Origin of the sequence: Chromobacterium sp. IRSSSOUMB001 (assembly GCF_023507765.1) — a bacterium.
Taxonomy (GTDB): Bacteria; Pseudomonadota; Gammaproteobacteria; order Burkholderiales; family Chromobacteriaceae; genus Chromobacterium; species Chromobacterium haemolyticum.
Map to the genome: position 1 here is coordinate 248842 of NZ_JALCYU010000002.1, position 23106 is coordinate 271947.

Annotated in this window: 15 protein-coding genes; 5 read left to right on the forward strand and 10 right to left on the reverse strand. The window is 62.2% G+C overall.

Features of this window, described 5'->3' with window-relative positions:
- Positions 1 to 89 precede the first annotated feature (89 nt).
- From MOV80_RS03300 to MOV80_RS03320, 5 genes are all read right to left on the reverse strand, one after another.
- Positions 90 to 392, reverse strand: a complete 303-nt coding sequence (locus tag MOV80_RS03300; protein WP_019103591.1) for a hypothetical protein — start codon at positions 390 to 392, stop codon at positions 90 to 92.
- A gap of 25 nt (positions 393 to 417) precedes the next feature.
- Positions 418 to 744 carry a metal-sensitive transcriptional regulator gene (locus MOV80_RS23405; RefSeq protein ID WP_043592068.1) on the reverse strand — a complete coding sequence of 109 codons (327 nt, stop codon included), beginning with the start codon at positions 742 to 744 and terminating at the stop codon, positions 418 to 420.
- Between the two features lie 92 nt (positions 745 to 836).
- Positions 837 to 2333, reverse strand: a complete 1497-nt coding sequence (locus tag MOV80_RS03310) for a multicopper oxidase family protein (RefSeq protein WP_118266634.1) — start codon at positions 2331 to 2333, stop codon at positions 837 to 839.
- A 175-nt stretch (positions 2334 to 2508) separates the two neighbouring features.
- Positions 2509 to 3264: a 23S rRNA (guanosine(2251)-2'-O)-methyltransferase RlmB gene (gene rlmB / locus MOV80_RS03315; protein ID WP_019103594.1), complete on the reverse strand. Its 756-nt coding sequence runs from the start codon at positions 3262 to 3264 to the stop codon at positions 2509 to 2511.
- Between the two features lie 68 nt (positions 3265 to 3332).
- The gene (locus MOV80_RS03320) at positions 3333 to 6596 is read right to left on the reverse strand and encodes an EAL domain-containing protein (RefSeq protein WP_249604832.1); all 3264 of its coding nucleotides are present in this window, start codon (positions 6594 to 6596) and stop codon (positions 3333 to 3335) included.
- A 312-nt stretch (positions 6597 to 6908) separates the two neighbouring features.
- Here MOV80_RS03320 and mfd point away from each other — a divergent pair, with 312 nt between their 5' ends.
- From mfd to MOV80_RS03335, 3 genes are all read left to right on the forward strand, one after another.
- A complete protein-coding gene (gene mfd, locus MOV80_RS03325; RefSeq protein ID WP_249604833.1) occupies positions 6909 to 10313 on the forward strand; it encodes a transcription-repair coupling factor in 3405 nt (1134 codons plus the stop codon).
- A gap of 670 nt (positions 10314 to 10983) precedes the next feature.
- Positions 10984 to 12336 (forward strand): exodeoxyribonuclease VII large subunit, encoded by a 1353-nt coding sequence (xseA, locus tag MOV80_RS03330; protein WP_019100244.1) that lies wholly within the window; start codon positions 10984 to 10986, stop codon positions 12334 to 12336.
- 370 nt (positions 12337 to 12706) lie between these two features.
- On the forward strand, positions 12707 to 13426 hold the full coding sequence (locus tag MOV80_RS03335) for a hypothetical protein (protein WP_118266629.1): 720 nt from the start codon (positions 12707 to 12709) through the stop codon (positions 13424 to 13426).
- A 157-nt stretch (positions 13427 to 13583) separates the two neighbouring features.
- On the opposite strand, the gene MOV80_RS03340 is transcribed toward MOV80_RS03335, so the two are convergent.
- The gene (locus tag MOV80_RS03340; RefSeq protein ID WP_019100242.1) at positions 13584 to 13925 is read right to left on the reverse strand and encodes a DUF6616 family protein; all 342 of its coding nucleotides are present in this window, start codon (positions 13923 to 13925) and stop codon (positions 13584 to 13586) included.
- A 274-nt stretch (positions 13926 to 14199) separates the two neighbouring features.
- Here MOV80_RS03340 and MOV80_RS03345 point away from each other — a divergent pair, with 274 nt between their 5' ends.
- Positions 14200 to 14649: a hypothetical protein gene (locus MOV80_RS03345; RefSeq protein ID WP_152596947.1), complete on the forward strand. Its 450-nt coding sequence runs from the start codon at positions 14200 to 14202 to the stop codon at positions 14647 to 14649.
- A gap of 60 nt (positions 14650 to 14709) precedes the next feature.
- On the opposite strand, the gene MOV80_RS03350 is transcribed toward MOV80_RS03345, so the two are convergent.
- Entirely contained in the window at positions 14710 to 16107 is a 1398-nt protein-coding gene (locus MOV80_RS03350) for an amino acid permease (RefSeq protein ID WP_043592678.1), read from the reverse strand.
- A 573-nt stretch (positions 16108 to 16680) separates the two neighbouring features.
- Between MOV80_RS03350 and MOV80_RS23410 the strand changes: the two genes are divergently transcribed.
- Positions 16681 to 18078 (forward strand): methyl-accepting chemotaxis protein, encoded by a 1398-nt coding sequence (locus tag MOV80_RS23410; protein ID WP_107731570.1) that lies wholly within the window; start codon positions 16681 to 16683, stop codon positions 18076 to 18078.
- A gap of 67 nt (positions 18079 to 18145) precedes the next feature.
- Here the strand turns inward: MOV80_RS23410 and adhE are convergent, their stop codons facing one another.
- The 3 genes from adhE to MOV80_RS03375 all read right to left on the reverse strand — a co-directional run bounded on the left by adhE (position 18146) and on the right by MOV80_RS03375 (position 22884).
- Positions 18146 to 20815 (reverse strand): bifunctional acetaldehyde-CoA/alcohol dehydrogenase, encoded by a 2670-nt coding sequence (gene adhE, locus MOV80_RS03365; protein WP_118266625.1) that lies wholly within the window; start codon positions 20813 to 20815, stop codon positions 18146 to 18148.
- 429 nt (positions 20816 to 21244) lie between these two features.
- Positions 21245 to 22360, reverse strand: a complete 1116-nt coding sequence (locus tag MOV80_RS03370) for a carbonic anhydrase (protein WP_240333854.1) — start codon at positions 22358 to 22360, stop codon at positions 21245 to 21247.
- 158 nt (positions 22361 to 22518) lie between these two features.
- A complete protein-coding gene (locus tag MOV80_RS03375; protein ID WP_081574635.1) occupies positions 22519 to 22884 on the reverse strand; it encodes an ester cyclase in 366 nt (121 codons plus the stop codon).
- Positions 22885 to 23106 lie beyond the last annotated feature (222 nt).

A 23106-nucleotide genomic window follows, 5' to 3' on the forward strand; every position in this document is an offset into this window, starting at 1 on the left:
AAGCCGAGTGTACGAGGGGTACATGAGCATTTTGAGCTTGTACTCACCGTGCAACGCTCCACGAAGCGCATCAGACTTTGAACAAGCTCTCAGAGCTTTTTGTCACGCGAGATGTCCACCACCACCCCATTGCTCAAGGTCACGGTGGTGGTGTAGGGAACCGCGTCGTTGGCAAGCCAGGACAGCGTACGGGTACTAGTTTCCACCACCGTGTTGGCGTCCTTGGTTTTGACCGTCGGACCGTTGCTGCTGTAGTCGGGGGCGCCGGTCTGAGATACCAGCTCGGCCTCGGACATGCCCTTATGCAGCTTGATGTAGACCTCGAACGGGATAGGCCCCGCCGTGGCCAGCGCGGAAACGAGAGAAAGCAAAACAGCGAGCGGGGTTTTCATACGTACTCCTTTGCGGCGGCGCGGTTCAGCGCACTTTTTTGACCACATCTATCAGTTCGGTCACCATGCCGGTGGCGTCGCCCTGATGCAGCGCGCGCGCCACGCAGCCTTTCATGTGATTTTCCAGCAGTTGCATGGACACCGCGTCCAACGCCGACTTCACCGCCGCCACTTGGGTCAGGATATCCACACAGTAGCGATCCGCCTCCACCATGCCGCTGATGCCGCGCACCTGGCCCTCAATGCGCGCCAGCCTCTTGACCAGCGCGCTCTTCCCCGGCTGCACCACGGTTTTATCGGAAAGCGGGGCCGCTGCGTCGCAACAGCCGTCCTGCGGTTTTTCTTGCGTCATGTCCATCCTAATCCAAGCGGGTTCAAAGCGAGCCCGGCCATGCTTAAAACAGGCCGGGCAACAATCATTGTGACGCAGTTGCGCACGGCCGCCTAGGCCTCTACTTTCAGCATGCCCATCATCCCGGCGTCCTCGTGTTCGAGGATGTGGCAGTGGAACATGCGCAGGCCTGGCATGTCCTGACGGAAACGCAGTCGCAGCGTCTCCCCGGCGGAGACATTGGCCACGTCGCGCCAGGCCAGGAACGGTTCATCGCGCCAGACGCCGTCCTTGCGGCGCGCCAGCGCCTGGAACTGGGTGCCGTGAATGTGGAAGGGGTGGTCCATATCCGCTTGGTTCACGATCTCCCACTCTTCCACCACCCCCACCTTGCCCACAAAGTCAGCCCGTCCCATATCGAAGGTTTTGCCGTTAATCAGGAACATCGCGGCGGGATTGGCCATATCCTCGGACAGCACCACTTTGCGCCGCACCGCGGGCTCGCCCAAGAGCTCGATCTCGCGCAGTCTCGCCGGCAGCTGCGCAGTGGTTTCGGTCTCGGCCCCGCGGCGCAGCTCCAGCAGCGTCAAGGTGTCTTCCTGCTCGGCCGACATCATCTTGCCGCGCCGATACGGCAGGGCCAACAGGCCGGCGCCATGACCAGGCGCGAAGCGTCCGGTCACCACCAGCTCGGCGCGGGCACCGGGCGGCAGCGAGAGGCTGTCGATGCGGCGCGGCCGCTGCAGCAGGCCGCCGTCGCTGCCGACCAGTTCCAGTTCATGGCCGGGCAAGGCCAACTTGAGCACGCGCGCACTGGTCGCGTTCCAGATCCGCCAGCGTTGACGCTCGCCCGCGCCCAGCGTCAAATGCGGTCTCCAAGCGCCGTTGACCAGCACGAACTGGCCTTCGCGGCCGTCCATGCGGTCCGCTTCGCTGCTGGCCGCTATCTTGCCTTCGGCGTCCAACTTCAGGTCCGACAACACCAGCCTTTGCTCCGGCAGATGCGCCAGCGGATCGCTGCGGCTCTTGACCACGAACACGCCGGCCAGCCCCATATACACCTGCTCGGCGGTATGGCCGTGCGGGTGCGGGTGATACCAATAGCTGCCGGCGCAGCCTTGCGGCAAGGTGAAACGGTATTCGCGGCTCTGCCCCGGCGCCACAGGGTCTTGCGGATTGCCGTCCTGGTCCGCCGGAATCGGCAGGCCGTGCCAATGAATGGTGGTGGGCTGGGACAGGCGGTTTTCGAAATGCAGCCGCACCTCGTCGCCTTCAAACACTTCTATCGTAGGTCCCGGCACCTGGCCGTTATAGCTCCAGAACACGGTAGCGGGCTTGCCCGGCAGCAGCGGCAACGCTTGCGCGCCGGCGCTCAAACCAGCTTGAAACACGCCGGGGGCCGCACTCTGATTGCGCAGCAGCGGCAGGACCGGCAAGGCAAGGCCCGCCGGCAGGCCAAGGCCGGCCGCGGCCGGCGCCGTCTCCGCGCCCATCGCGCCATGCCCCATCGCGCCATGATCGACGGCTGACGGCTGCGCCGCCCAGGCCTGCCGCAGCAGCGGAACCAAGGCCAACGCCGCGCCGGCGCCGATGAATCCACGTCTATCCATCACTGCACTCCTCTCTTAATAGGATACCCAGGTAAGGTATCAACAAGACTATGGCTGCGCCAGATCGGTTCCAAATTCTGTCTACTTTTTTAGGCCGGCATCTGATCACAGTCAAACCGAGCGCCCAAAGAAAAGCCCCCGCGTTGCGGGGGCCTGGTTTTCGGGACAACCGGAATCAGTCGGCCTTGGCCTGGGCCAGCGTGCGCTGGCGACGGCTTTCCGACAACACCATGCCGGCGGACACCGACACGTTCAGGCTCTCCACGGTGCCGAACATCGGAATGGACACCAGCACGTCGCAGTGTTCGCGGGTCAGCCTGCGCATGCCCTCGCCCTCCGAGCCCATCACCCAGGCCAGCGGGCCGGCGGCGTCGCAGTGATAGAGGTCGGTGTCCGCCTCCATGGTGGTGCCGGCGATCCAGATGCCGGCGTCTTTCAGGTCTCGCAAAGTGCGCGCCAGATTGGTGACCGTGATATAGGGAATCACTTCCGCCGCGCCACACGCTACTTTGGACACAGTGGCGTTGAGGCCGGCGGAACGGTCCTTGGGCGCGATCACCGCGTGCGCGCCCATCGCGTCCGCCACCCGCAGGCAGGCGCCAAGATTGTGTGGATCAGTCACGCCGTCCAGAATCAGAAGCAAGGCCGGCTCGCTCAGATTATCCAGCACGTCGTCCAGGTGCACGAAATTGCGGCTGGCGTCTATGGTGGCCGCCACGCCCTGGTGGCGGGCGTTGCCGGTCATGCTGTCCAGGCGCTCCTTGTCGACGATGTGCAGCTTGATGCCTTCCTCGGCGGCCTTGTCTATCACCGCCTTGGCGCGGGCGTCGTGGCGGCCGCCGGCCAGCCAGATTTCCAGCAGGCTCTTGGGGTTCTGCCACAAACGGGCATTGATGGCGTGAAAGCCGTGGATCAGGCGTTTGTTGCTCATGGCGATTCTCTAATGACAATCCCGCCATTTTAGAGCGCGCGGCGGTTCAGGGCAAAACCGGCTTGCTTTCAGCTGCCCAGCACCTCCACGCCGGACATCAGCTCCAGTTGCCGCTGCTCGCCCACGGCGACGATGCCGGCCAGCAAGGCAGGCAATTCCGCCGCCGGCACCGGGCGGCCAAAATGATAGCCCTGCAGCAAGGCGCACCCCTTGCTGGTAAGGAATTGCGCCTGGCGCTCGCTCTCCACCCCCTCCGCCACCACCTGGAATTGCAGCTTGCGCGCCATCGCCAGGATGGCCTCGGCGATGGCGGCGTTGTCGCCGTCGTCCGGCAAGCCTTCAACGAAGGATTGATCAATCTTCAAAGTGTCCAGCGGGAAACGCTTCAGACTGGACAATGAGGAATAACCCGTGCCGAAATCATCGATGGACAAGCCCACGCCCAAGGCCTTCAACTCGCCCAGTTGGCGCACCGCCTCCACCGGGTTGAGCATGATCATGCTTTCGGTGATTTCCAGCTCCAGCCGCGCGGCGGACAGGCCCGCGGCCCTCAGCGCGTCCGCCACCTTGAACGGCAGCATCTGCTGTTCAAACTGGCGCGCGGACAGGTTCACCGCCAGCCGCGGCACCGTCAGGCCCTGACGGTCCCAGGCCGCCAACTGGCGGCAGGCCTCTTGCAGCACCCAGTCGCCGATGGGTTTGATCAGGCCGGTTTCCTCCGCCAGCGGGATGAAGCGGCCCGGCGGCACCAGGCCCAGTTGCGGATGGCGCCAGCGGATCAGCGCTTCCGCGCCCAGCACCCGGCGGCTGACCGCGTCCACCTGCGGCTGGTAGTGCAGCTCCAGTTCGCCGCGCTCCAGCGCCAACCGCAGGCCGTTCTCCAGCAGCAGGCGTTCGAAGGTCTGGGTGTTCATTTCCGCGGCGAAGAACTGATAGGTGTTCTTGCCCGCCTCCTTGGCGCGGTACATCGCCACGTCCGCGTTCTTGAGCAGGGTCTGGGCGTCGGTGCCATCGTTGGGATAGACGCTGATGCCTATGCTGCCGGTGACGTAGACCTCGTGGTTTTCCAGCCGCAGCGGCTGGCCCAGCGCCGCCAGCGTGTCTTCTGCGGCGGCCACAAGGGCGGCGGCGTCCTTGAACCCTGTCATCACCAGGGTGAACTCGTCGCCGCCCAGCCGCGCCAGCAAACCCCGCGCGCCCACCGCCCGCTGCAAACGCAGCGCCGTCTCGCGCAACAATTCGTCTCCGGCCTGATGGCCGAAGGAGTCGTTGATCAGCTTGAAACGGTCCAGATCGATGAACATCACCGCAAGCGAGCCGCTGGCGCAATCCAGGCTGATGATGGCTTCGTCCAGCCGCGCGGTCAGGCTGCTGCGGTTGGGCAGTTGCGTCAGCGGATCGTGATTGGCCAGAAACTGCAAGCGTTCCTCGGATTGCTTGCGCAAGGTGATGTCGGAAAATACCGCCACGTAGTTGCTGAGCGCGCCGCCGGCGTCGCGCACCGCCGAGATCGCCAGCTCTGCCGGATACCACTCGCCGCTCTTGCGGCGGTCCTGCATCTCGCCCTGCCAATGGCCGCGGTCCGCCAGCGCTTCCAGCATCGCCTGCCGGCCCAGCTGCTTCTGATCTCCAAAGATGCGCGACACCTTGCCCAGCGCCTCGTCCTCGGCGTAGCCGGTAATCCGGCTGAAAGCGTGGTTGACCGCGATGATGCGCGCCTCGGCGTCCATCAGCAGAATGCCTTCCGCCGAGTTTTCGAACACCTTGGCCGCCAGCCGCAGATTGGCGTCCGCCGCCAACCGTTCGGAAATATCCATCACCACGCCGATGATGGCCTTCTTGCCCTCGTAATCGAACAAGCGGCTGTGGATCTCCACGTCCACCACCACGCCGTCCTTGCGCACCGCGCGGGTGCCGTACTGCAGCACCGCGATGTTCTCGCGGTAGCGCTTGACGATCTGCTGGCGGATGCGCACCGCCTCGCCCGGCACCAGCAACAGGTCCATCGGCATGCCTTCCAGCTCCTTGGGCTGATAGCCGACAATGGCCGCCAGCTTGGGATTGGCGTAGATCAGCTTCTCGTCCTGCAGGATGTAAATGCCTACCAGCGATTGCTCCACCAGAGCGCGGTAACGCTCCTCCGCCTCGCGCTTGGCCTTTTGCTCCTGACGGGTCTGAGTGATGTCGGTATCCACGCTGCCCACCCCGGCCGGGCGGCCATGAGCGTCGAACAGGGGAAACTTGGTGACCAACAAATGGCTGAGCACCCCGTTGAACAAGAAGCTCTCTTCAAACTGGCGCGGCTCCAGGCAGGACAGCACCACCGCGTCCTGCGCGCGAATTTGCGCGGCGTCCGCCGCGTCGAACAGCTCTTCCACCGTCAAGCCCTGCATGCCCTGAGGCGAGCGGCCCACCCGCCGCGCATAGGCGGCGTTGGCCAGCAGGAAGCGGCCGTCCAGCCCCTTCAGCGACATCATATTGGGACTATTGTTGACCAGGGATTCCACCCTGGCGCGAAATTCACGCAGCGCGCTCTCGTTCTGGCGATGGCCATCGGCCAACACCGATACCAGCAGAGTCGCGCAGCTCAAGGCCAAGGTCAGCGCCACCTCGCTGGCGCCGTTGAGCACGCTGGCGTGCATGGTCAACTCCGGCGCCAGCACGTACAGCGACAACAGACCGAGCACCCAGGCCCCCACCAGCGCCGCGCCGCGAAAACCCACGCGGAAAGCAGCCCACAACATCAGAGGAAAGAACACCAGTTGGCAGGGCAGCGAATAAGCGAGGCTACTGCCCAGCAGGCTAAGCCACGCCACGCAGGCCAAAGCCAGGATCAGGCCGGTTTCCAACACCTGACGCCGCGTCGGCGTTGCGCCGGACGCATACAAGGCCGGCGGCACGCACAAGGACAGGGCCAGCCCGGACACGCCCCAAGCCTGCGCCGCCCACGACCACAAACCCTCCATGCCGAACCAGCGCCATCCGGCGCCGGCGGCCAAACCGGCCAGCAGAACCGACGGATAGCAGGCCAAGCGCAGCAGCAGCCGCAATAAGTCCGCCGGCTGACGCACCGCCAGCCCTCCGCGCAAGCCGGCCGCGTACAGACCGGGCACCAACGCGTACAGGCTGATCAGCAGCAGAGCGGCCCATTGCGGCGACGACCATTGAGCGGCCAGCGCGGCGGCGGCCAGCGGCCACCACCAGGACTGCCGCCAACCGCGACGCAAAAGACGATAACTCCATACGCCGTGAGCCAGAAAGGCCGCCAGCGAAAACCCCAATACCGGCTCGCGCGGCCAGAATGCCGTGCACGCCAAAAACCCGAGAAACACCGCCGCGTCCCGGCAAGCCGATCCGACTGTCACACCACCCCGCCCCCGTTCGCGCCGGCGCTCTGCCGCGCGCCGCAATTAACTTTGCATTAAAAAATCAAATGCATATATGCCAAATGAAAAACAAAACCACCCGACTGACATACAATATATGCAATTGCCGGATGCAGCCAGACAATGCCGATGAAAATATTCACCCCGCCGAACACAAGCCGCGCCGACCTTGCGCAAGCCCAGCGAACGGCGCGCGGCGGACGGCTGCTATAATCCCGAAACCGCCAAGCCCGAAACCGCCAAAACTAGTGAAGCAGCATGTTGGATAATCTCCCGCGGATACCTCCCGCCAGTCAGAAAACTCGTCACGGACGCCTGCCCGCCGGGCTGGACGCCAACATCGTCGCCCGCCTCGCAGCCCAGCGGCGTCCGCTGCTCATCCTCGCCGCCGACGCGCAATCCGCCCAACGCCTGCAAGCCGAGGCCCCATTCTTTGCGCCCTCGCTGCGCGTGGCGCTACTGCCGGACTGGGAAACCCTGCCCTACGACCACTTCTCCCCCCACGGCGAACTGGTCAGCGAACGGCTGGCCACCTTGTGGCAGATCCATCAGCGCGAATGCGATGTGATCATCGCCCCGGTCGGCACTGCGATGACGCGGCTGGCGCCGATAAGCTATTTGCTGGGACGCACCTTTTTCCTGCAGACCAAGCAGCGGCTGGACGTGGAACAGCTGCGCGCCAATATGGTCACCGCCGGCTACCACCACGTCACTCAGGTGATGGCCCCGGGAGAATTCTCCATCCGCGGCGGCTTGATCGATCTGTTCCCAATGGGCTCGGCGCTGCCTTACCGCATCGATCTGTTCGACGACGAAATCGACAGCCTGCGCACCTTCGATCCGGACAACCAGCGTACCCTGTACCCGGTACCGGAAATCCGGATGCTGCCGGCGCGCGAGTACCCGGCGGATGAAAGCGGCGTCACCGCCTTCCGCCAGCGCTACCGCGAACGCATCGAAGGCGACCCCAGCAAAAGCCGCATCTATAAAGACGTCTCTCAAGGCCTGTGGCCGGCCGGCATCGAATACTTCCTACCGCTGTTCTTCGACGACACCGCCACTCTGTTCGACTACTTGGGCGACGACGCGCTGATTGTGTTGCACCATGATGTGCAACACGCCGCCAACGTCTTCTGGCAAGACGTGGAAAGCCGCTACGACATGGCGCGCGGCGATCTGGAACGCCCGGTACTGCCGCCGGCCGACATTTTCCTGCGCCCGGACGAACTGATGGCGCGGCTCAAACCCTACGCCCGCATCGAACTGGCCGGCGACGGCGAGCTCGCGGAAGGCTGCGCCCCGCTGCCGGAGCTGGCGGTGGAGCGCCGCGCCGAGCAGCCAATGCACAAGCTGGACGCCTTCATCCGCAGCGGCCGTCAGCGCATCCTGATTACAGTGGAAAGCCTGGGCCGCCGCGAAACCGTCCACCAGTTCCTGCAAGAGCACGGCATTAAGCCGCGCCCGGTGGACGGCTGGGCCGAATTCATCGCCGGCGAGATGCCGCTGGCGCTCTGCGTGGCACCGCTCTACACCGGTTTCGCCCTGCCCGGCGCCGGCATCGCCGTAGTCACCGAATCCGAGTTGTACCAACATGTGGCGCGCAGCCACACCCGCCGCAAAAGCGCGCGCGCCGGTTCCGACTCCATGCTGCGCGACCTGGCCGAAGTCAAGGCGGGGGATCCGGTGGTGCATGAGCAGCACGGCATCGGCCGCTACGTGGGCCTGGTGTCCATGGACCTGGGCGAAGGCGAAACCGAACTGATGCAACTGGAGTACGCGGACAGCGCCACCCTCTATGTGCCCGTCAGCCAACTGCACCTGATCTCCCGCTACGCCGGCGGCGCGGCGGACCAGATCCACCTGCACAAGCTGGGCAATCCAGCCTGGGAAAAAGCCAAGAAACGCGCCGCGGAAAAAGCCCGCGACACGGCCGCGGAACTGCTCAACCTCTACGCGCAACGCGCCGCACGGGAAGGCCACAGCTTCAGCCTGTCCCATCAAGACTACGACGCCTTCGCCGCCGGTTTCGGCTTCGAAGAAACCCCGGACCAGGCCAGCGCCATCGAAGCCGTGGTTCAAGACATGTGCTCCGGCAAGCCGATGGACCGGCTGGTCTGCGGCGACGTCGGCTTCGGCAAGACCGAAGTGGCGCTGCGCGCCGCCTTCGTCGCTGTCCTTGGCGGCAAACAGGTGGCGGTGCTGGTGCCCACCACCCTGCTGGCGGAACAGCATTTTCAGAATTTCTCCGACCGCTTTGCCGACTGGCCGGTGAAAATCGCAGAACTCTCCCGCTTCCGCAGCGCCAAGGAAAGCAAGGCCTCGCTGGCCGGCCTGGCCGACGGCGGCATCGACATCGTCATCGGCACCCACAAGCTGGTGCAGCCGGACATCCAATTCAAGAACCTGGGCCTGGTTATTATCGATGAGGAGCACCGTTTCGGCGTGCGCCAGAAAGAACAGCTCAAACGGTTGCGCGCCAATGTGGACGTGCTGACGCTGACCGCGACGCCGATTCCGCGCACCCTGTCAATGGCGCTGGAAGGGTTGCGCGACTTCTCCGTCATCGCCACCGCCCCCAGCCGCCGGCTAGCGGTGAAAACCTTTGTCAGCCCGATGGCCAACGGCGTGATACGCGAAGCGGTACTCCGCGAACTCAAGCGCGGCGGCCAGGTTTTCTTCCTGCACAATGAGGTGGACACCATAGAAAACATGCGGGAAAAACTGGCGGAACTGGTGCCGGAAGCACGCATTGGCGTGGCCCACGGTCAATTGCGCGAGCGCGAGCTGGAACAAGTGATGCGCGACTTCCTGCAGCAGCGCTTCAATGTGCTGCTGTGCTCTACCATCATTGAAACCGGCATCGACATCCCCAACGCCAACACCATTCTGATCAATCGGGCCGACAAGTTCGGCCTGGCCCAGCTGCACCAGCTGCGCGGCCGCGTCGGCCGCAGCCACCACCAGGCCTATGCCTATCTGCTGACGCCGGAAGGCATCACCAAAGACGCGATGAAACGGCTGGAGGCCATCCAGATGTCCGAGGAGCTGGGCGCGGGCTTCTACCTAGCGATGCACGACCTGGAAATCCGCGGCGCCGGCGAGGTGCTGGGCGAAGGCCAATCCGGCGAAATGCAGGAAGTGGGTTTCTCTCTGTTCACCGAAATGCTCAAACAGGCGGTGCGCGACCTCAAAAAAGGACGCACTCCGGACCTAGACGCGCCACTGGGCGTCACCACTGAAATCAATATGCACAGCCCGGCGCTGCTGCCGGACGGTTATTGCCCCGACGTGCACGAACGGCTGGTGCTGTACAAGCGGCTGGCCACCTGCGAGAGCGAGCAGGAAATCGACGACATTCACGAAGAGCTGATCGACCGCTTCGGTTTGCCGCCGCAAACCGTCAAGACCCTGATAGACAGCCACCGCCTGCGCCTGCTGGCCAAGCCGCTGGGCGTGCAAAAGCTGGACGCCAGCGAGGTAGCCATTCAGGTTCATTTCGTCAAGAACCCGCCGATAGACCCTATGAAGATCATCCAGTTGCTGCAAACCAAGCGCAATTACCGGCTGGCGGGCCAGGACAAGCTGCGCGTGGAGGCCGATATCCAGGACGTGGCGCTGCGCGTGGTCAGGGTCAAGGAACTGCTGAAGGAGCTGAGCGCCTAAGAACCTGTTTACGATCTGCTGCGCTGCAGCGATACGGCGTTGAAAACCGCTTCGAAATGCTCATGTACCACTCGTACATTCCGCTTTCTCAGCCGTTTTCGCCTTGTCTCGCTTTTGCTCGCGAGATCGTAAACACGTTCTAAGAGCGGCCAACAAAACGTCTGATCTTGCGTTGCACCGCCTTGCCTCAGCCGTGAAACTGATTGTTGTTAGCCGATCTGAAGAAGAGGTTCACGATCTCGCGACGGATCATGAATCTTTCCTTCGGTGCACCAGCGACGGTCAAGCCAAAAGCATAACCGTCCGGCAAAACCAAGCCGTCGGCATCCGCCCCGGACGAAAGAAGAAAGCGCTTACTTGAGCAATATCAAGACAAACGAGGACAGCGACTCTGAGGCAAAAAGCCTTGCCCCTTGTTTTTACAGGAAAAATTAACGTCACAGGATTGAAACCGAAAACCCTGTGGATAACTTTGTTGATAAAACTGTGCAAATATGCTCTCAAGCCAAGCGCCAAGCCGTTTTGGGCCGGAGCCCGCCCTGGATAAGAAAACAATCAAGTTATTGATTTTGTTGAATTTTTTAGAGATATCAAACGCTACGCAAGCCAAGCTGCAACTCGCTTTAGCTGAAAATATTTTCCACCCACCGCTGTGGATCACTTGACAACCATGTTTTTTACCGCACCCCAGAACGACGTCATCAGCGTCTCCTCCCTCAACCGCATGGCGCGCGATCTGCTGGAAAGCGGACTACCGCCGATGTGGATAGGCGGAGAGATCTCCAACCTCACCCTGGCCGCGTCCGGGCACGCCTATTTCTCCTTGAAGGACGGCGGCGCCCAGGTCCGCTGCGTGATGTTCCGCGGCAAGGTGTCGCAACTGCCCTTCCGCCCGGCCGAAGGCATGCAGGTGGAGCTCAAGGGCACCGTCACCCTGTACGAGGCCCGCGGCGACTTCCAGATCAACGTCGATCAGATGCGTTCCGCCGGCCTGGGCCGCCTGTACGAGGCCTTTGAAAAGCTCAAGGCCAAGCTGCAAGCCGAGGGCCTGTTCAATCCCGCGAACAAGCGCCCCTTGCCTGCCCACCCAGCCGCCATCGGCATCGTCACCTCGCCGGCCGCCGCCGCCTTGCGCGACGTGGTCAGCACCCTGCGCCGGCGCATGCCCGGCATCCCGGTGATTCTCTACCCGGCCCAGGTGCAGGGTGAAGGCTCCGCCCAGCAAGTAGCCGACGCCGTCCGCCGCGCCGGCGAACGGCGCGAGGTGGACGTGCTCATCGTCTGCCGCGGCGGAGGCAGCATTGAAGACCTGTGGTCGTTCAACGAGGAAATCGTCGCCCGCGCGGTGGCCGCCAGCCCCATTCCCACCGTCAGCGGCGTCGGCCACGAAACCGACTTCACCATCTGCGACTTCGTCGCCGACAAGCGAGCCCCCACGCCCACCGCCGCCGCGGAACTGGTTTCCCCCAGCCGCGAACACCTGAACGCTCAGCTCGAAACCGCCAAGCGCGGCCTGGAACGCGCACTCGGCCGCCTGCTCACCGACAAGTCTCAGCAACTGGATTACTTGGCGCGTCGGCTGGCTCATCCGGGCGAAAAGCTGCAACGCCAGCGCGAGACGCTCCAGCGTCAGCAAGAACGGCTGCAACGCCGGCTGAGCGGTCTGTTCGAACAACGGCGCTGGGCGCTGCAACTGGCGGACAGCAAGCTGCAGCGCCGGCGGCCGGACCTGGTGCATGCAGCCCAAGCCATGGACCGTTTGCAAACCCGGTTGCAACGCGCGCGCCAGGACCTGCTCATCCGGCAAACGCAGAAGCTGGACACCCTGGCCGCCACCCTGTTGGCGCTCAACCCTGAAGCGGTGCTGGCCCGCGGCTACGCCATCGTGCAAAAACAGGACGGCACCGCGGTCAAGTCCCCGAAAGAGCTCCGCAACCACGAACGCGTCAGCCTGCTTCTGGCCGAAGGCAGCACCGAGGCTGTGATTGACCATCCACAAGGCGCGCAGCCCAGCTTGTTCTGAACCCAAGCTGCGCAGCCAAAAGCGAATGGGGGGCCGTGGCCCCCGTTCGCCAGAGCTTCGGCGCAGCCTGAATATCCCCGCGGCGCCAAGCCGCAAAACAATGACGATTCGCTTGAGATGCCAAAACGTTTACTCATTTGATATTTAACTGCGCTAGCATCCGGCGCGGGAAATAACGCCAAGCGCGTCTTGCCCATTCGTCTTTGAGTCTGTTTACGATCTCGCGAGCAAGGGCGAGGCAAGGCGAAAACAAGCGAAAAAGCGGAGTGTACGAGTGGCACATAAGCATTTTGAGTTTGTACTCACCGTGCAACGCTTCACGAAGCGCAGCAGACTTTGAACAGCTTCTTACCGCAGCCAGGGAAGCTTCATGTCGCCGGTACACAAGTGGGAAATCACCGTCGCCGCCAGCGGCTACTGTCCCGACCTCGCCCATAATTTCTTCGGCAACGACATCGACCTGGGCTACGAAAACGACCACATCGGCATGCAGTTCTACGCCTATTCTCGCCATATCGACGAACTGAGCACGTTTCCCAACGTCTCTTGCAGCTGCTGCTCAACGACCAGCGTCAGCAGCATGCCGGTCCAGTTTCTGGGCTTCAGCGCTTACGAAAACGGCTGCCGCTATCCCATCAGCGCCCACCGGATCGAAGAAGAACCGTTCAGCCACAACCCCAGGATCGACCAGATTCACACCCGCTACGAGAATTCCCGCCAACGCTACCCGTCCTATCTGCTCTACCTGGCCAAGCACGACCCCTGCCTGCGCGATCTGCTGTTCCTGCTGGGGCTGATCTCCACCAACACCACGCTGGAAAATGTGCTGGCCTGGAGCACGCTGTACAAGATACTGGACAGCGTCAAACACTACGCCAAGGACATCGACGCCTTCGCCGACCCGGAGCAGCTCAGCCTGTTCACCGCCGCCTGCAACAACACCAGCATCCTGGGCATCTACGCCCGTCACGGCGCGTCGGAGAACCCGCCGCCCAAGCGCGCGCTCACCGATATCGACGACGCCAGCGCGCTGATCGCGGGCATGACCGCACGCTTCTGCCGTAGCTACATCGCAGCCAAATATTCCTGAAAAACGGTTGCCGCTCTCGCAACCAATGGCATTGCGGGTTTTCGTGGGGGTACAGCGGCCGGCCAAGTCCACGCCTGCCGGAGCCCCCCATGCCCGAATCTAGCGGAGCCTTCGAACACATCCTGGCCGCCTATGAGCCGGCAACCCGCGGCCTGCCTTACTTGACCTGCAGCAGGTCCGCCAGATGAACGTCCACGCCGCCGGCCGCGCCCACCGCGTTGACGTGGTCGAAATAATCGTACCAACCGCTGGCGCGGATACCGGCCAGCATCGCCTCGCAGGCCTCTTGGCTCGGCAGGCTCCACACGCCCAGGAAACGATAGGGCACAGCCTGATCCGCGTCGGCGGAAATCTGGCTTAAAGTCAGCAATTGAATGCCCAGGCCAGGCAGCGCCTCGATATTAGTTTTGACTTGGTCCAGGAAATCGGTGCGGTGCAAAAAACTCAAAGCCAGCCAAGCCGGCTTTGGGCTGTACAGTTCCACCAGATAATGCGCCATTTAGGGTCTCCATGAGCATGAACAGCCGAAGCCGCGTCCTCCAGATTAAGCCGCGCTCGGCTTCACATGTCATTGCATCTTATTGCCAGCTGAAAAACTTTGATGTTATAAAAAGCATCCGCCCGCTCCCATTGGAATTTCGGTGAGCGGCGCACAGCCACCGCGGCTACCGCCGCGCCAGCCAGATCCCCCAACAAGAGCATTCCGCGCGCCCCTCCCTGCCTGGCAGCAGCCGGGCGTCGGCGGCATTGCCATCGCAGGACAAAGATTCATCATGCAGTGTAGACACGCCCTATTGCTGTCGCTGGCCGCCTTGAGCGCGAGCCTGACGGCGGCACCCCTGCCTTCTTACGACTTCGCCTTGAAAGATCCGTGGGACGCTCGCGCCAAACCATCAATGAAGCCGACGGATAAAAAGAACAAGCCGCTCAAGTTCAAAAGCGCGGTGCAGTTGAAAGACCTGGACGCCGGCCCTGATTTTTCGGTCAAAGCGGATCTGAGCACGCCCAGCATGCGGGAACGGAGGCAAAGAGAGCGGATGCAGCATTGCATCGGCATCAACCCGCCCCCGGGTTGCCCCAGCGCCGGCTTCAACCCGCTGCCGCGTTGCTTCGGCCAGAGCAATTGCGAGCAACACGCCCCCCCGCCGGCTCATCCGCTCAGCGGCCCCACCCGGCAGCAGCCGGGAGATTACTCGCTGCGCGGCAGCTGGCTGCCGCGTTGAGACGCAAAAAACCCGCTCCTTGCGAGCGGGTTTTTCATTGCGGCTGGAAGCGGGCAAACGTCAGCGGGCGTTTTGCGCCAGCCGCGCCACTTCCTCGGCGCTGCGCTTGTGGTAGCCCAGCAGATAGTAGGCCACCACAAGGAAGGCCAGCCAACCCGGGCCAATAATCAAGGCGATGCGAGTGTCCGGGAAATAAGCCATCAAGCCCACCACTAGGATCAAGAATCCCATTGCGATGTAAGAACCATACGGCCAAAACGGCATCTTGTAGGCCAGCGCCGCCAGCTGCTCGCGGCTCAGAGTGCGACGGAAGCGCAGTTGGGCCAGCAGAATGATCACCCAGGTCCAGATCGCCCCAAAGGTGGAAATCGCGGTCAACCAGGTGAATACCTCCTTGGGCGCCAGGTAGTTGAGCAGCACGCCCATCAGCAGCGCGAATACCGACATCAGCAAGGCGAACACCGGCACGCCTTGGCGCGACACCTTGGCGAACACAGGCAGCGCCTGCTGTTGCTGGGCCAGGTTGTACAACATGCGGCCGGTGCTGAAAATACCGCTATTGCACGAAGACAGCGCGGCGGTGAGCACCACGAAGTTGATGATGCCGGCGGCGGCGGGGATGCCCAACTGCTCGAAAGTCAGCACGAAGGGGCTGCCGCGGGTGCCCAGTTCATTCCACGGGTAAATAGCCAGAATGACGAACAGCGCGCCGATGTAGAAAATCAGAATGCGCCAGAATACCGAATCCACCGCGCGAGCCAGCGCTTTTTTCGGGTTCTTGGCTTCGCCGGCGGTCAGGCCCAGCATTTCCACGCCCAAATAAGCGAACATCACCATTTGCAGCGACATCAGCACGCCGCTGAAGCCGTTGGGCATGAAGCCACCGTGACTCCATAGATTGGAGATGCCGGTGGCCACCCCGCCGTGGCCCAGGCCGAACACGATCATGCCCAGGCCGCCGATGATCATCAACACAATAGTGACGATTTTGATCAGTGCGAACCAGAACTCGAATTCGCCATAGGCCTTGACCGCGATGAAGTTGACGCCGCCCATGGCCACCAGCGCGGCCAGGGCCCAATACCAGGCCGGAATGTCCGGGAACCAGATACCCATGTAGACGCCGACGGCGGTGATTTCCGCCATGCAAGTCACCAGCCACAGAAACCAATAGTTCCAGCCAGTCAGGTAGCCGGCCAAGGGGCCGAGGTAATCCAGCGCGTAACGGCTAAACGATCCGGCCACCGGGTTATGAATGGCCATTTCTCCCAGCGCGCGCATGATCAGGAAGATGGCGAAGCCGCCTAGGGCGTAAGCCAGCATGATGGCGGGGCCGGCCATTTTGATGGCGGTGGCCGACCCCAGAAACAGGCCGACGCCAATGGTGGCGCCAAGAGCCATGAGGTTGATATGCCGCTCTTCCAGTCCCCTGTGCAGGGAGTCCTGAGCAGGTTGCATAGTTGCTCCTTTAACTGTCTTTGTATTGCGTAAGGGTTGAGGCCTTGGCGCTTAGAACCCGTTTACCATCTGCTGCGCTTCGGCGATACAGCATTGAAAACACCCTAAAAATGCTCATGTACCACGAGTACATTCCGCTTTTTCGGTCGTTTTCGCCTTGTCTCGCTCTTGCTCGCGAGATCGTAAACACGTTCTTAGAGCCTGTTCACGATCTCGGGAGAGCATTTCGGAAAAGGCACTCACGGTGTAACGCTCCGCAACACCCAGCAGGTCGTAAACAGGTTCAAGAGCAGCGCCGCCGCCGATGTTATGGCTTGGGATTGTCGTTGTAACCCATAACACATGGGGCAGGAGATTACCTCAAGACCTTTGTCATGTCATGTTTCAGAATATAGATACGCGCAAGAAGCATAAATACGACTCTTAATGCCGATTCCCCCGCATCGGCGCCAACATCCCCCTGCGCGCAGCCCACCACCGGTCTTGATCTTCGGCATCCAATAGTCCTACCAAAGCCGACAGGTGCTATCAATAAAGCGTTGAATCGGTTTATCGAGCCGGGAGCATGCACCTATGCGGCACCACAGCCTCAGCCTGAAGCTCAACCTGGCCTTCATGCTCATCATGTCCGTCCTGCTGGCGGCGTTCGGCGCGCTGGACTACTGGCGCACCCAACAGGAATTGCGCCAGGCGCTGGACAGCGAAATCGCCGCGATCGGCGCGCGGCTGGCGACAAACCTGGCCGGGCCGATGTGGAATTTCGACAGCGCCCAAGGCTTGCGGGTGCTGGAGGCGGAGATGGGAAAACGCGCGCTCCGCGGCATTTTCGTCCGCGACGCCAACGGCGCGCCGTTCGCAGGTTACCGCCGCGAGGCCGACGGCTCGCTGCTTCGCGTCGGAAAGCCGGCCTCTGATGCGGATATGACCCGCGAACGCATCGTGGTCTTTCACGACGGCGCGACCGCGCGCACTGTCGGCAAACTAAGCCTGCAAGTGTCCACGGAAGAAATCCGCGAGAAACTGCACGCGGTACTGTGGCGGGTATCGGCGGAAATCCTGCTGCTGGATCTGGTCACCGTCATGGTGCTGTCCCTGCTGGTGCGCCGCCTGCTGCATCAGCCCATCCGCGAAGTGAGCCAAGCCCTGCACGCCATCGCCGATGGCGATCTGACCGCACCTCCGCGCTACACCAGCCAGGACGAGCTGGGCGACCTGGCAGAATCCACGCGCCGGCTGGTGGCTAAGCTGGCCGGCATTCTGGGACATATCGACGCCTTCTCCTCGGACCTGGCCAACGCCGCGCGTCAGATCAGCCAGGCAGTGGACACACTGAGCCAGCAAGCGGCAGAGCAGGCCAACAACATCGACAAGAACAGCGCCAGTCTCGAACAGATCTCCGCTTTCGTGTGGAAGAATCGGGACGATGCCCGCACCACGAACCAGATGGCCAGCGACAGCAGCAGGCATGCGGCTGCCGGTGGCCAAGCGGTGGACGAAACCATCGCCGCGATGTGGGATATCGCCAATAAAGTGCTGATCATCGACGATATCGCCTATCAAACCAATCTGCTGGCGCTGAATGCGGCGATAGAGGCCGCGCGCGCCGGCGAACACGGCCGCGGCTTCGCGGTGGTGGCAGGAGAAGTGCGCAAGCTGGCGGCGCGCAGTCAGCAGGCGGCCAAGGAAATCAGCCAGCTGACGCAAAGCAGCGTGCGCCGCGCCGAACACGCGGGCGAACTGTTCAACCAGATGTTGCCGACGATACAAAGCACCGCCAGCTTCGTGCAAGACATCAACCAGTCATCCAACCAGCAAGCGCTGCAGGTGGAACAGATCAATCAGGGCGTCAGCGAAATCAGCCGGTCGATGCAAGCCAACGCCGCGGCGTCGGAACAACTGACCGCCACCGCGCGCGGCATGAGCGAGCAGGCGGTGGAGCTGGCGCAGACCATAGGCTATTTCAAATACTGAGCCGGCCGTTGCGCAAAGAAAAAACCGCCGGGCTGACGCGCGGCGGCTTGAAGGGCGGCTGCGGGGCTCACACCGCCTTGAGCTTGCCCTTGGCCGGGCGCTCCTCGGGCTTGGCTTCCGCGCCCGCTTCGCGCTCCCAGCTTTCCTTGTAGGCGCGGCCGTAATAGCTGTCCAACAGCAGCTGCTTCAATTCGCTGATCAGCGGGTAGCGCGGGTTGGCGCCAGTGCACTGGTCATCGAAAGCGGCTTCCGCCAGCAAGTCCACCTTGGCCAGGAAGTCCGCCTCGGCCACACCGGCGGCCTGAATGGACGCCGGAATGTCCAGCGTGCGCTTGAGCGCGTCCACCCATTCGATCAGCTTCTCCACCCGCTCGTGGTCGCGACTGGCTTCCAGGCCCAGGTGGCGGGCGATTTCAGCGTAGCGCGCCACACTCTTGGGCCGGTCGTACTGGCTGAAGGCGGTCTGCTTGGTCGGCACATCGGCGGCGTTGTAGCGAATCACATTGCTGATCAAGAGCGCGTTGGCCAGGCCGTGGGCCAGGCCGAATTCGGCGCCAATCTTGTGCGCCATCGAATGGCAAACGCCGAGGAAAGCGTTGGCGAAGGCGATGCCGGCGATGGTGGCGGCGTTGTGCACCTGCTCGCGCGCCTTGGGATCGCCGGCGCCGTTGCGATAGGCGGACGGCAGGTAATCCTTCAACAGCTTCAGCGCCTGCAAAGCCTGCGGGTCCGAATACTCGTTGGCCATCACAGAAACGTAGGCTTCCAGCGCATGAGTCACCGCGTCGATGCCGCCGAAGGCGGTCAGCGACTTGGGCATATTCATCACCAGATTGGCGTCGACAATGGCCATGTTCGGCGTCAGTTCGTAGTCGGCGATCGGGTATTTGACCCCGGTGTTCTCATCGGTGACCACGGCGAACGGCGTCACTTCCGAACCGGTGCCGGAGGTGGTGGGCACCGCCACCAACTCCGCTTTGCGCCCCAGTTTAGGGAACTGGTAAATCCGTTTGCGGATGTCCATGAAGCGCAGCGCCAAGTCTTCGAAATGCACTTCCGGATGCTCATACATCACCCACATGATCTTGGCCGCGTCCATCGGCGACCCGCCGCCCAAAGCCATGATCACGTCAGGCTTGAAAGCATGCGCCAGGTCCGCGCCCTTGCGCACCACCGCCAGCGTCGGATCGGCAGGCACCTCGAAGAACACCTCCACCTCCAAACCCATTTTCTTCAGCAGACGGATAGGCTCGTCCACGAAACCATTGTCGAACAGATACTGGCCGGTGACGATCAGGCAGCGGCGTTTGCCGGACAGGTCTTCCAGCGCCACCGGCAGGCAGCCGCGGCGGAAATAAATGGACTTGGGCAGCTTATGCCACAGCATGTTTTCGGCCCTCTTGGCCACGGTCTTCTTGTTGATCAGGTGTTTGGGGCCTACGTTTTCCGAGATAGAGTTGCCGCCCCAGGAGCCGCAGCCCAGGGTCAGCGACGGCGCCAGGCTGAAGTTGTAGAGATCGCCGATGCCGCCTTGCGAGGACGGCGTGTTGATCAGGATGCGCGCGGTTTTCATCTTGTCGCCAAAGTAGCGGATGCGCTCTCCTTGCAAGTCCTGATCGGTGTACAGCGCCGAGGTGTGGCCGATGCCGCCCATCGCCACCAGCGCCGCGGCCTTGTCGCAAGCGTCGATGAAGTCGCTGGCGCGGTACATCGCCAATGTCGGCGACAGTTTTTCATGGGCAAAGGCTTCGGCGGCGGATACATCGCTGACTTCGCCGATCAGCACCTTGGTGGCCGGCGGCGTTTCGATGCCAGCCATCGCTGCGATCTTGGCCGCGCTCTGGCCGACGATGGCGGCGTTGAGGCCGCCGTCCTGCAGAATCACCTTGCGCACCGCCTCCGCTTCGCGTTTGGACAGGATGTAGCCGCCGTGCTTGGCGAAGCGCTCGCGCACCGCCTCGTAGATTTCGTCGACGATGATGACGGACTGCTCCGACGCGCAGACCACGCCGTTGTCGAAGGTCTTGGACATCAGGATGGAGGCGACGGCGCGCTTGATGTCGGCGGTCTCGTCTATCACCGCCGGGGTATTGCCGGCGCCGACGCCGATAGCCGGCTTGCCTGAGGAGTAAGCGGCCCGCACCATGCCCGGCCCGCCGGTGGCCAGGATCAGATTGAGGTCAGGGTGGTGCATCAGTTGATTGGACAAGGCCACCGAAGGCTCGTCTATCCAGCCGATGATATCCGGCGGAGCGCCGGCCGCCACCGCCGCCTGCAACACCAAACGCGCAGCTTCGCAAGTGGAGCGCTTGGCGCGCGGGTGCGGCGAGAAAATGATGCCGTTACGCGTCTTCAAGGAAATCAAGGCCTTGAAAATGGCGGTGGAGGTGGGGTTGGTGGTGGGCACGATGCCACAGATCAAGCCGATCGGCTCGGCGATGGTGATGGTGCCGAAGGTGTCGTCCTCGGCCAGCACGCCGCAGGTTTTATCGTCCTTGTACTTGTTGTAGATGTATTCGGAGGCGAAGTGGTTCTTGATCACCTTGTCCTCCAACACGCCCATGCCGGTTTCCGCCACCGCCATCTTGGCCAGCGGTATCCGCGCGTCCGCGGCGGCCAGCGCCGCCGAGCGGAAGATGTGGTCCACCTGCTCCTGGCTGAAGCCGGCAAACGCGGCCTGCGCTTTTTTCACACGCGCCACCAGCGCGTCCAATTCCAATTCATTGCCTACGGTCATTTCAAGTCTCCCAAACAGTTAAACCTGTTGCGGCGAGAAAATGACTAATTGGTGACAATTTATTTTCATTTATGAAAATATAATCTAGACAATATTATTGTCCATTCACCGCTCATTCTCATCGCTTAAAAACTTTCTTGTAGCAAGCGCATTACATCAATACGCTTTCAACGCAGAAAACCCTGTCGCCCGCAAACGCGAAACCATAGCGGCGGCATCAATAAGCTCATGCTAAGCGAAAAAACGATATTCGTTTTTGCGCATTGCCAAACAAATACGGATTAAGCGGAGAAAAAATGTCCCAACCGGAATCATGAGGGGAAAAGCGCGCGCATCCGCTGTAATGGAGACGCTACCGCGCCGACGCCGCGCAAATAGAATGGCCGCCTGACGGCGGCCATGGCGGCAAAGCAAAAAAGCGGCGTGCCGCTATTTCATAAAGCTGTATTTAAAGAACTGGCCGGCGCGGGTCATTTCACGGATCTTGGCCGGATCGGTCTCGCCGTTCAGATTGGTGATCACCAGCTTGCCATAGCCTTGCTTCAGATCGTTGCGGAAGTCGTAGAACGCGCCCAGCACCGCCAGCTTGCCGGCCTCCACTTCGCCGGCGTAGGTCATGATCGCAGTTTCCACTTGGTTGTTGACGTTCAGCAGCGCGCCGTTGGTGGGGTCAATGCCCTTGGGAATATCGATGGTGGCCAACTCTTTGCGTATCGCCGGCTCCAGAGCGCCGTAGTCGCCGGAGGCGGCTTTGATCGCACCGCAGGCGGCATGGCCGATGATGATCAGCAAGGGGGTATGCAAATGCCTCACCCCGTACTCCACCGAGCCCTCGGCGGTGGCCAGTTGATTGCCGATGTCGCGCACCATGAACAGATCGTTGACCGCGTCGGCGTGAAAGGCGTTGGTTTGCACCCGGGAGTCCGAGCAGGTCACCACGGTGGCGCGCGGGCTCTGATGCTCGGCGAATCGCTCGAAATAGGCCTTGTCGTGCGACTTCATATAGCGGGCGTTGGCTTCGACGATAGCGTCCACCACGCCGCGCACTTGCTGGGCTTCGGAGGCGAGATGCGCACCGGCGTGCGCGTCACCGTGCTCGGCCGGAGCCGCCTTGCGCTTGGGCTTGGCCACGCGGCGCTTTTTCACCGGCGCATGCACTTCCGGGCTGGGCTCGCTCAAATTCTTGGCCGCCGGCGGCGGCGCCATCTTCACCGCCGGCTCCAATTTCTCCGGCGGCTTGGTTTCGGCATGTTTGGCCTCAGCGGGCTTGCCCTCGGCCGGCTTGGCTTCCGCGTGCTTCGCTTCGGGCTTGGCCTCCGCTTTAGCGGCCGGCTTGGCTTCGGGCTTGTGTTCCGCTGCCGGAGCTGCCGGCTTGGCCGGTTCCGCCTTATGGGCGTCGGGCGCCGCCGGCTTCAACTTCAGCGGCAACTTGATCACCGTCTTGGGTTGAGACCCTTCGGCCGGCGCGGCCTCTTCCGCCCAAACCTGAGCCGTCAACAACAGCAGACAAAGCGCCAGTTGGCGCTTGCGTCCAAGCATCCCCATTTACAGCTCCTTATTGTCATCTTGGCGGTCATTATATTTATGCAATATCGGCCATGTTTGATAAAACTGAAAGACGATATTAATTGACCTGCAATTAATACAAAATTATGACAATAACTTAAACAAGAGATGCTCCGCATGCAAACCGCGACTACGACTCAGCTGCTTTGTATCCAATACTCGACAATGCGTCCCTCCTCCACCCGATAGCAGGCGCTGCCGATTTGCCGCACCGGCTCGCCGCTGCCGGCCAGATTTCGCCCAATCTGAGTCCAGCGCGCGTACGCCTTGTCTCCGTCCACCAGCAGTTCGTCCACCCGAAGTTCGAAAGCGCCGTAGTCGCGCAGGAACTCGCGCACGTGCGCCGCGTAATCCGCCGGGCTGCGCTCCAGCGTGTACGGCGACTCCGCCACCAGTTGATGCGCCAATACCTTAGCCGCCAGATAGTCGCTCGCCGCATCCGGATTGCGTCCGGAACGCACCTCGTTCAAAAACCCCGTTACTACCGCTCTGGTATCCCGCATTTTCGTTTCTCCTCGATTCAACATCACGGTTAATGAAATACTCGTCGGTTCCGGGCGCAATCGACCGGATTGGCGCACTGCCGCCCCCCGCTCAACGCCGCATACCTCACGCGCTCCAGCTCCTCGGTTTCGTCGCGAAGCGCGCGCTGCGCGTGGGCCCGCATGCCCTCCCACCACAAGCGGCCCAGCCGCCCCCAAAACCGACCCCAAGCCCCCTTGATC

Excerpts from the sequence above, each read along its gene's own strand:
- rlmB (WP_019103594.1), bottom strand. The coding sequence starts at position 3,264 with ATGAGCAACAAACGCCTGATCCACGGCTTTCACGCCATCAATGCCCGT.
- MOV80_RS03370 (WP_240333854.1), bottom strand. The coding sequence starts at position 22,360 with ATGGGGATGCTTGGACGCAAGCGCCAACTGGCGCTTTGTCTGCTGTTG.
- MOV80_RS03335 (WP_118266629.1), top strand. The coding sequence starts at position 12,707 with ATGTCGCCGGTACACAAGTGGGAAATCACCGTCGCCGCCAGCGGCTAC.
- MOV80_RS03350 (WP_043592678.1), bottom strand. The coding sequence starts at position 16,107 with ATGCAACCTGCTCAGGACTCCCTGCACAGGGGACTGGAAGAGCGGCAT.
- MOV80_RS03375 (WP_081574635.1), bottom strand. The coding sequence starts at position 22,884 with ATGCGGGATACCAGAGCGGTAGTAACGGGGTTTTTGAACGAGGTGCGT.
- MOV80_RS03310 (WP_118266634.1), bottom strand. The coding sequence starts at position 2,333 with ATGGATAGACGTGGATTCATCGGCGCCGGCGCGGCGTTGGCCTTGGTT.
- adhE (WP_118266625.1), bottom strand. The coding sequence starts at position 20,815 with ATGACCGTAGGCAATGAATTGGAATTGGACGCGCTGGTGGCGCGTGTG.
- xseA (WP_019100244.1), top strand. The coding sequence starts at position 10,984 with ATGTTTTTTACCGCACCCCAGAACGACGTCATCAGCGTCTCCTCCCTC.
- MOV80_RS03340 (WP_019100242.1), bottom strand. The coding sequence starts at position 13,925 with ATGGCGCATTATCTGGTGGAACTGTACAGCCCAAAGCCGGCTTGGCTG.
- MOV80_RS03300 (WP_019103591.1), bottom strand. The coding sequence starts at position 392 with ATGAAAACCCCGCTCGCTGTTTTGCTTTCTCTCGTTTCCGCGCTGGCC.
- mfd (WP_249604833.1), top strand. The coding sequence starts at position 6,909 with ATGTTGGATAATCTCCCGCGGATACCTCCCGCCAGTCAGAAAACTCGT.
- MOV80_RS03345 (WP_152596947.1), top strand. The coding sequence starts at position 14,200 with ATGCAGTGTAGACACGCCCTATTGCTGTCGCTGGCCGCCTTGAGCGCG.
- MOV80_RS23405 (WP_043592068.1), bottom strand. The coding sequence starts at position 744 with ATGACGCAAGAAAAACCGCAGGACGGCTGTTGCGACGCAGCGGCCCCG.
- MOV80_RS23410 (WP_107731570.1), top strand. The coding sequence starts at position 16,681 with ATGCGGCACCACAGCCTCAGCCTGAAGCTCAACCTGGCCTTCATGCTC.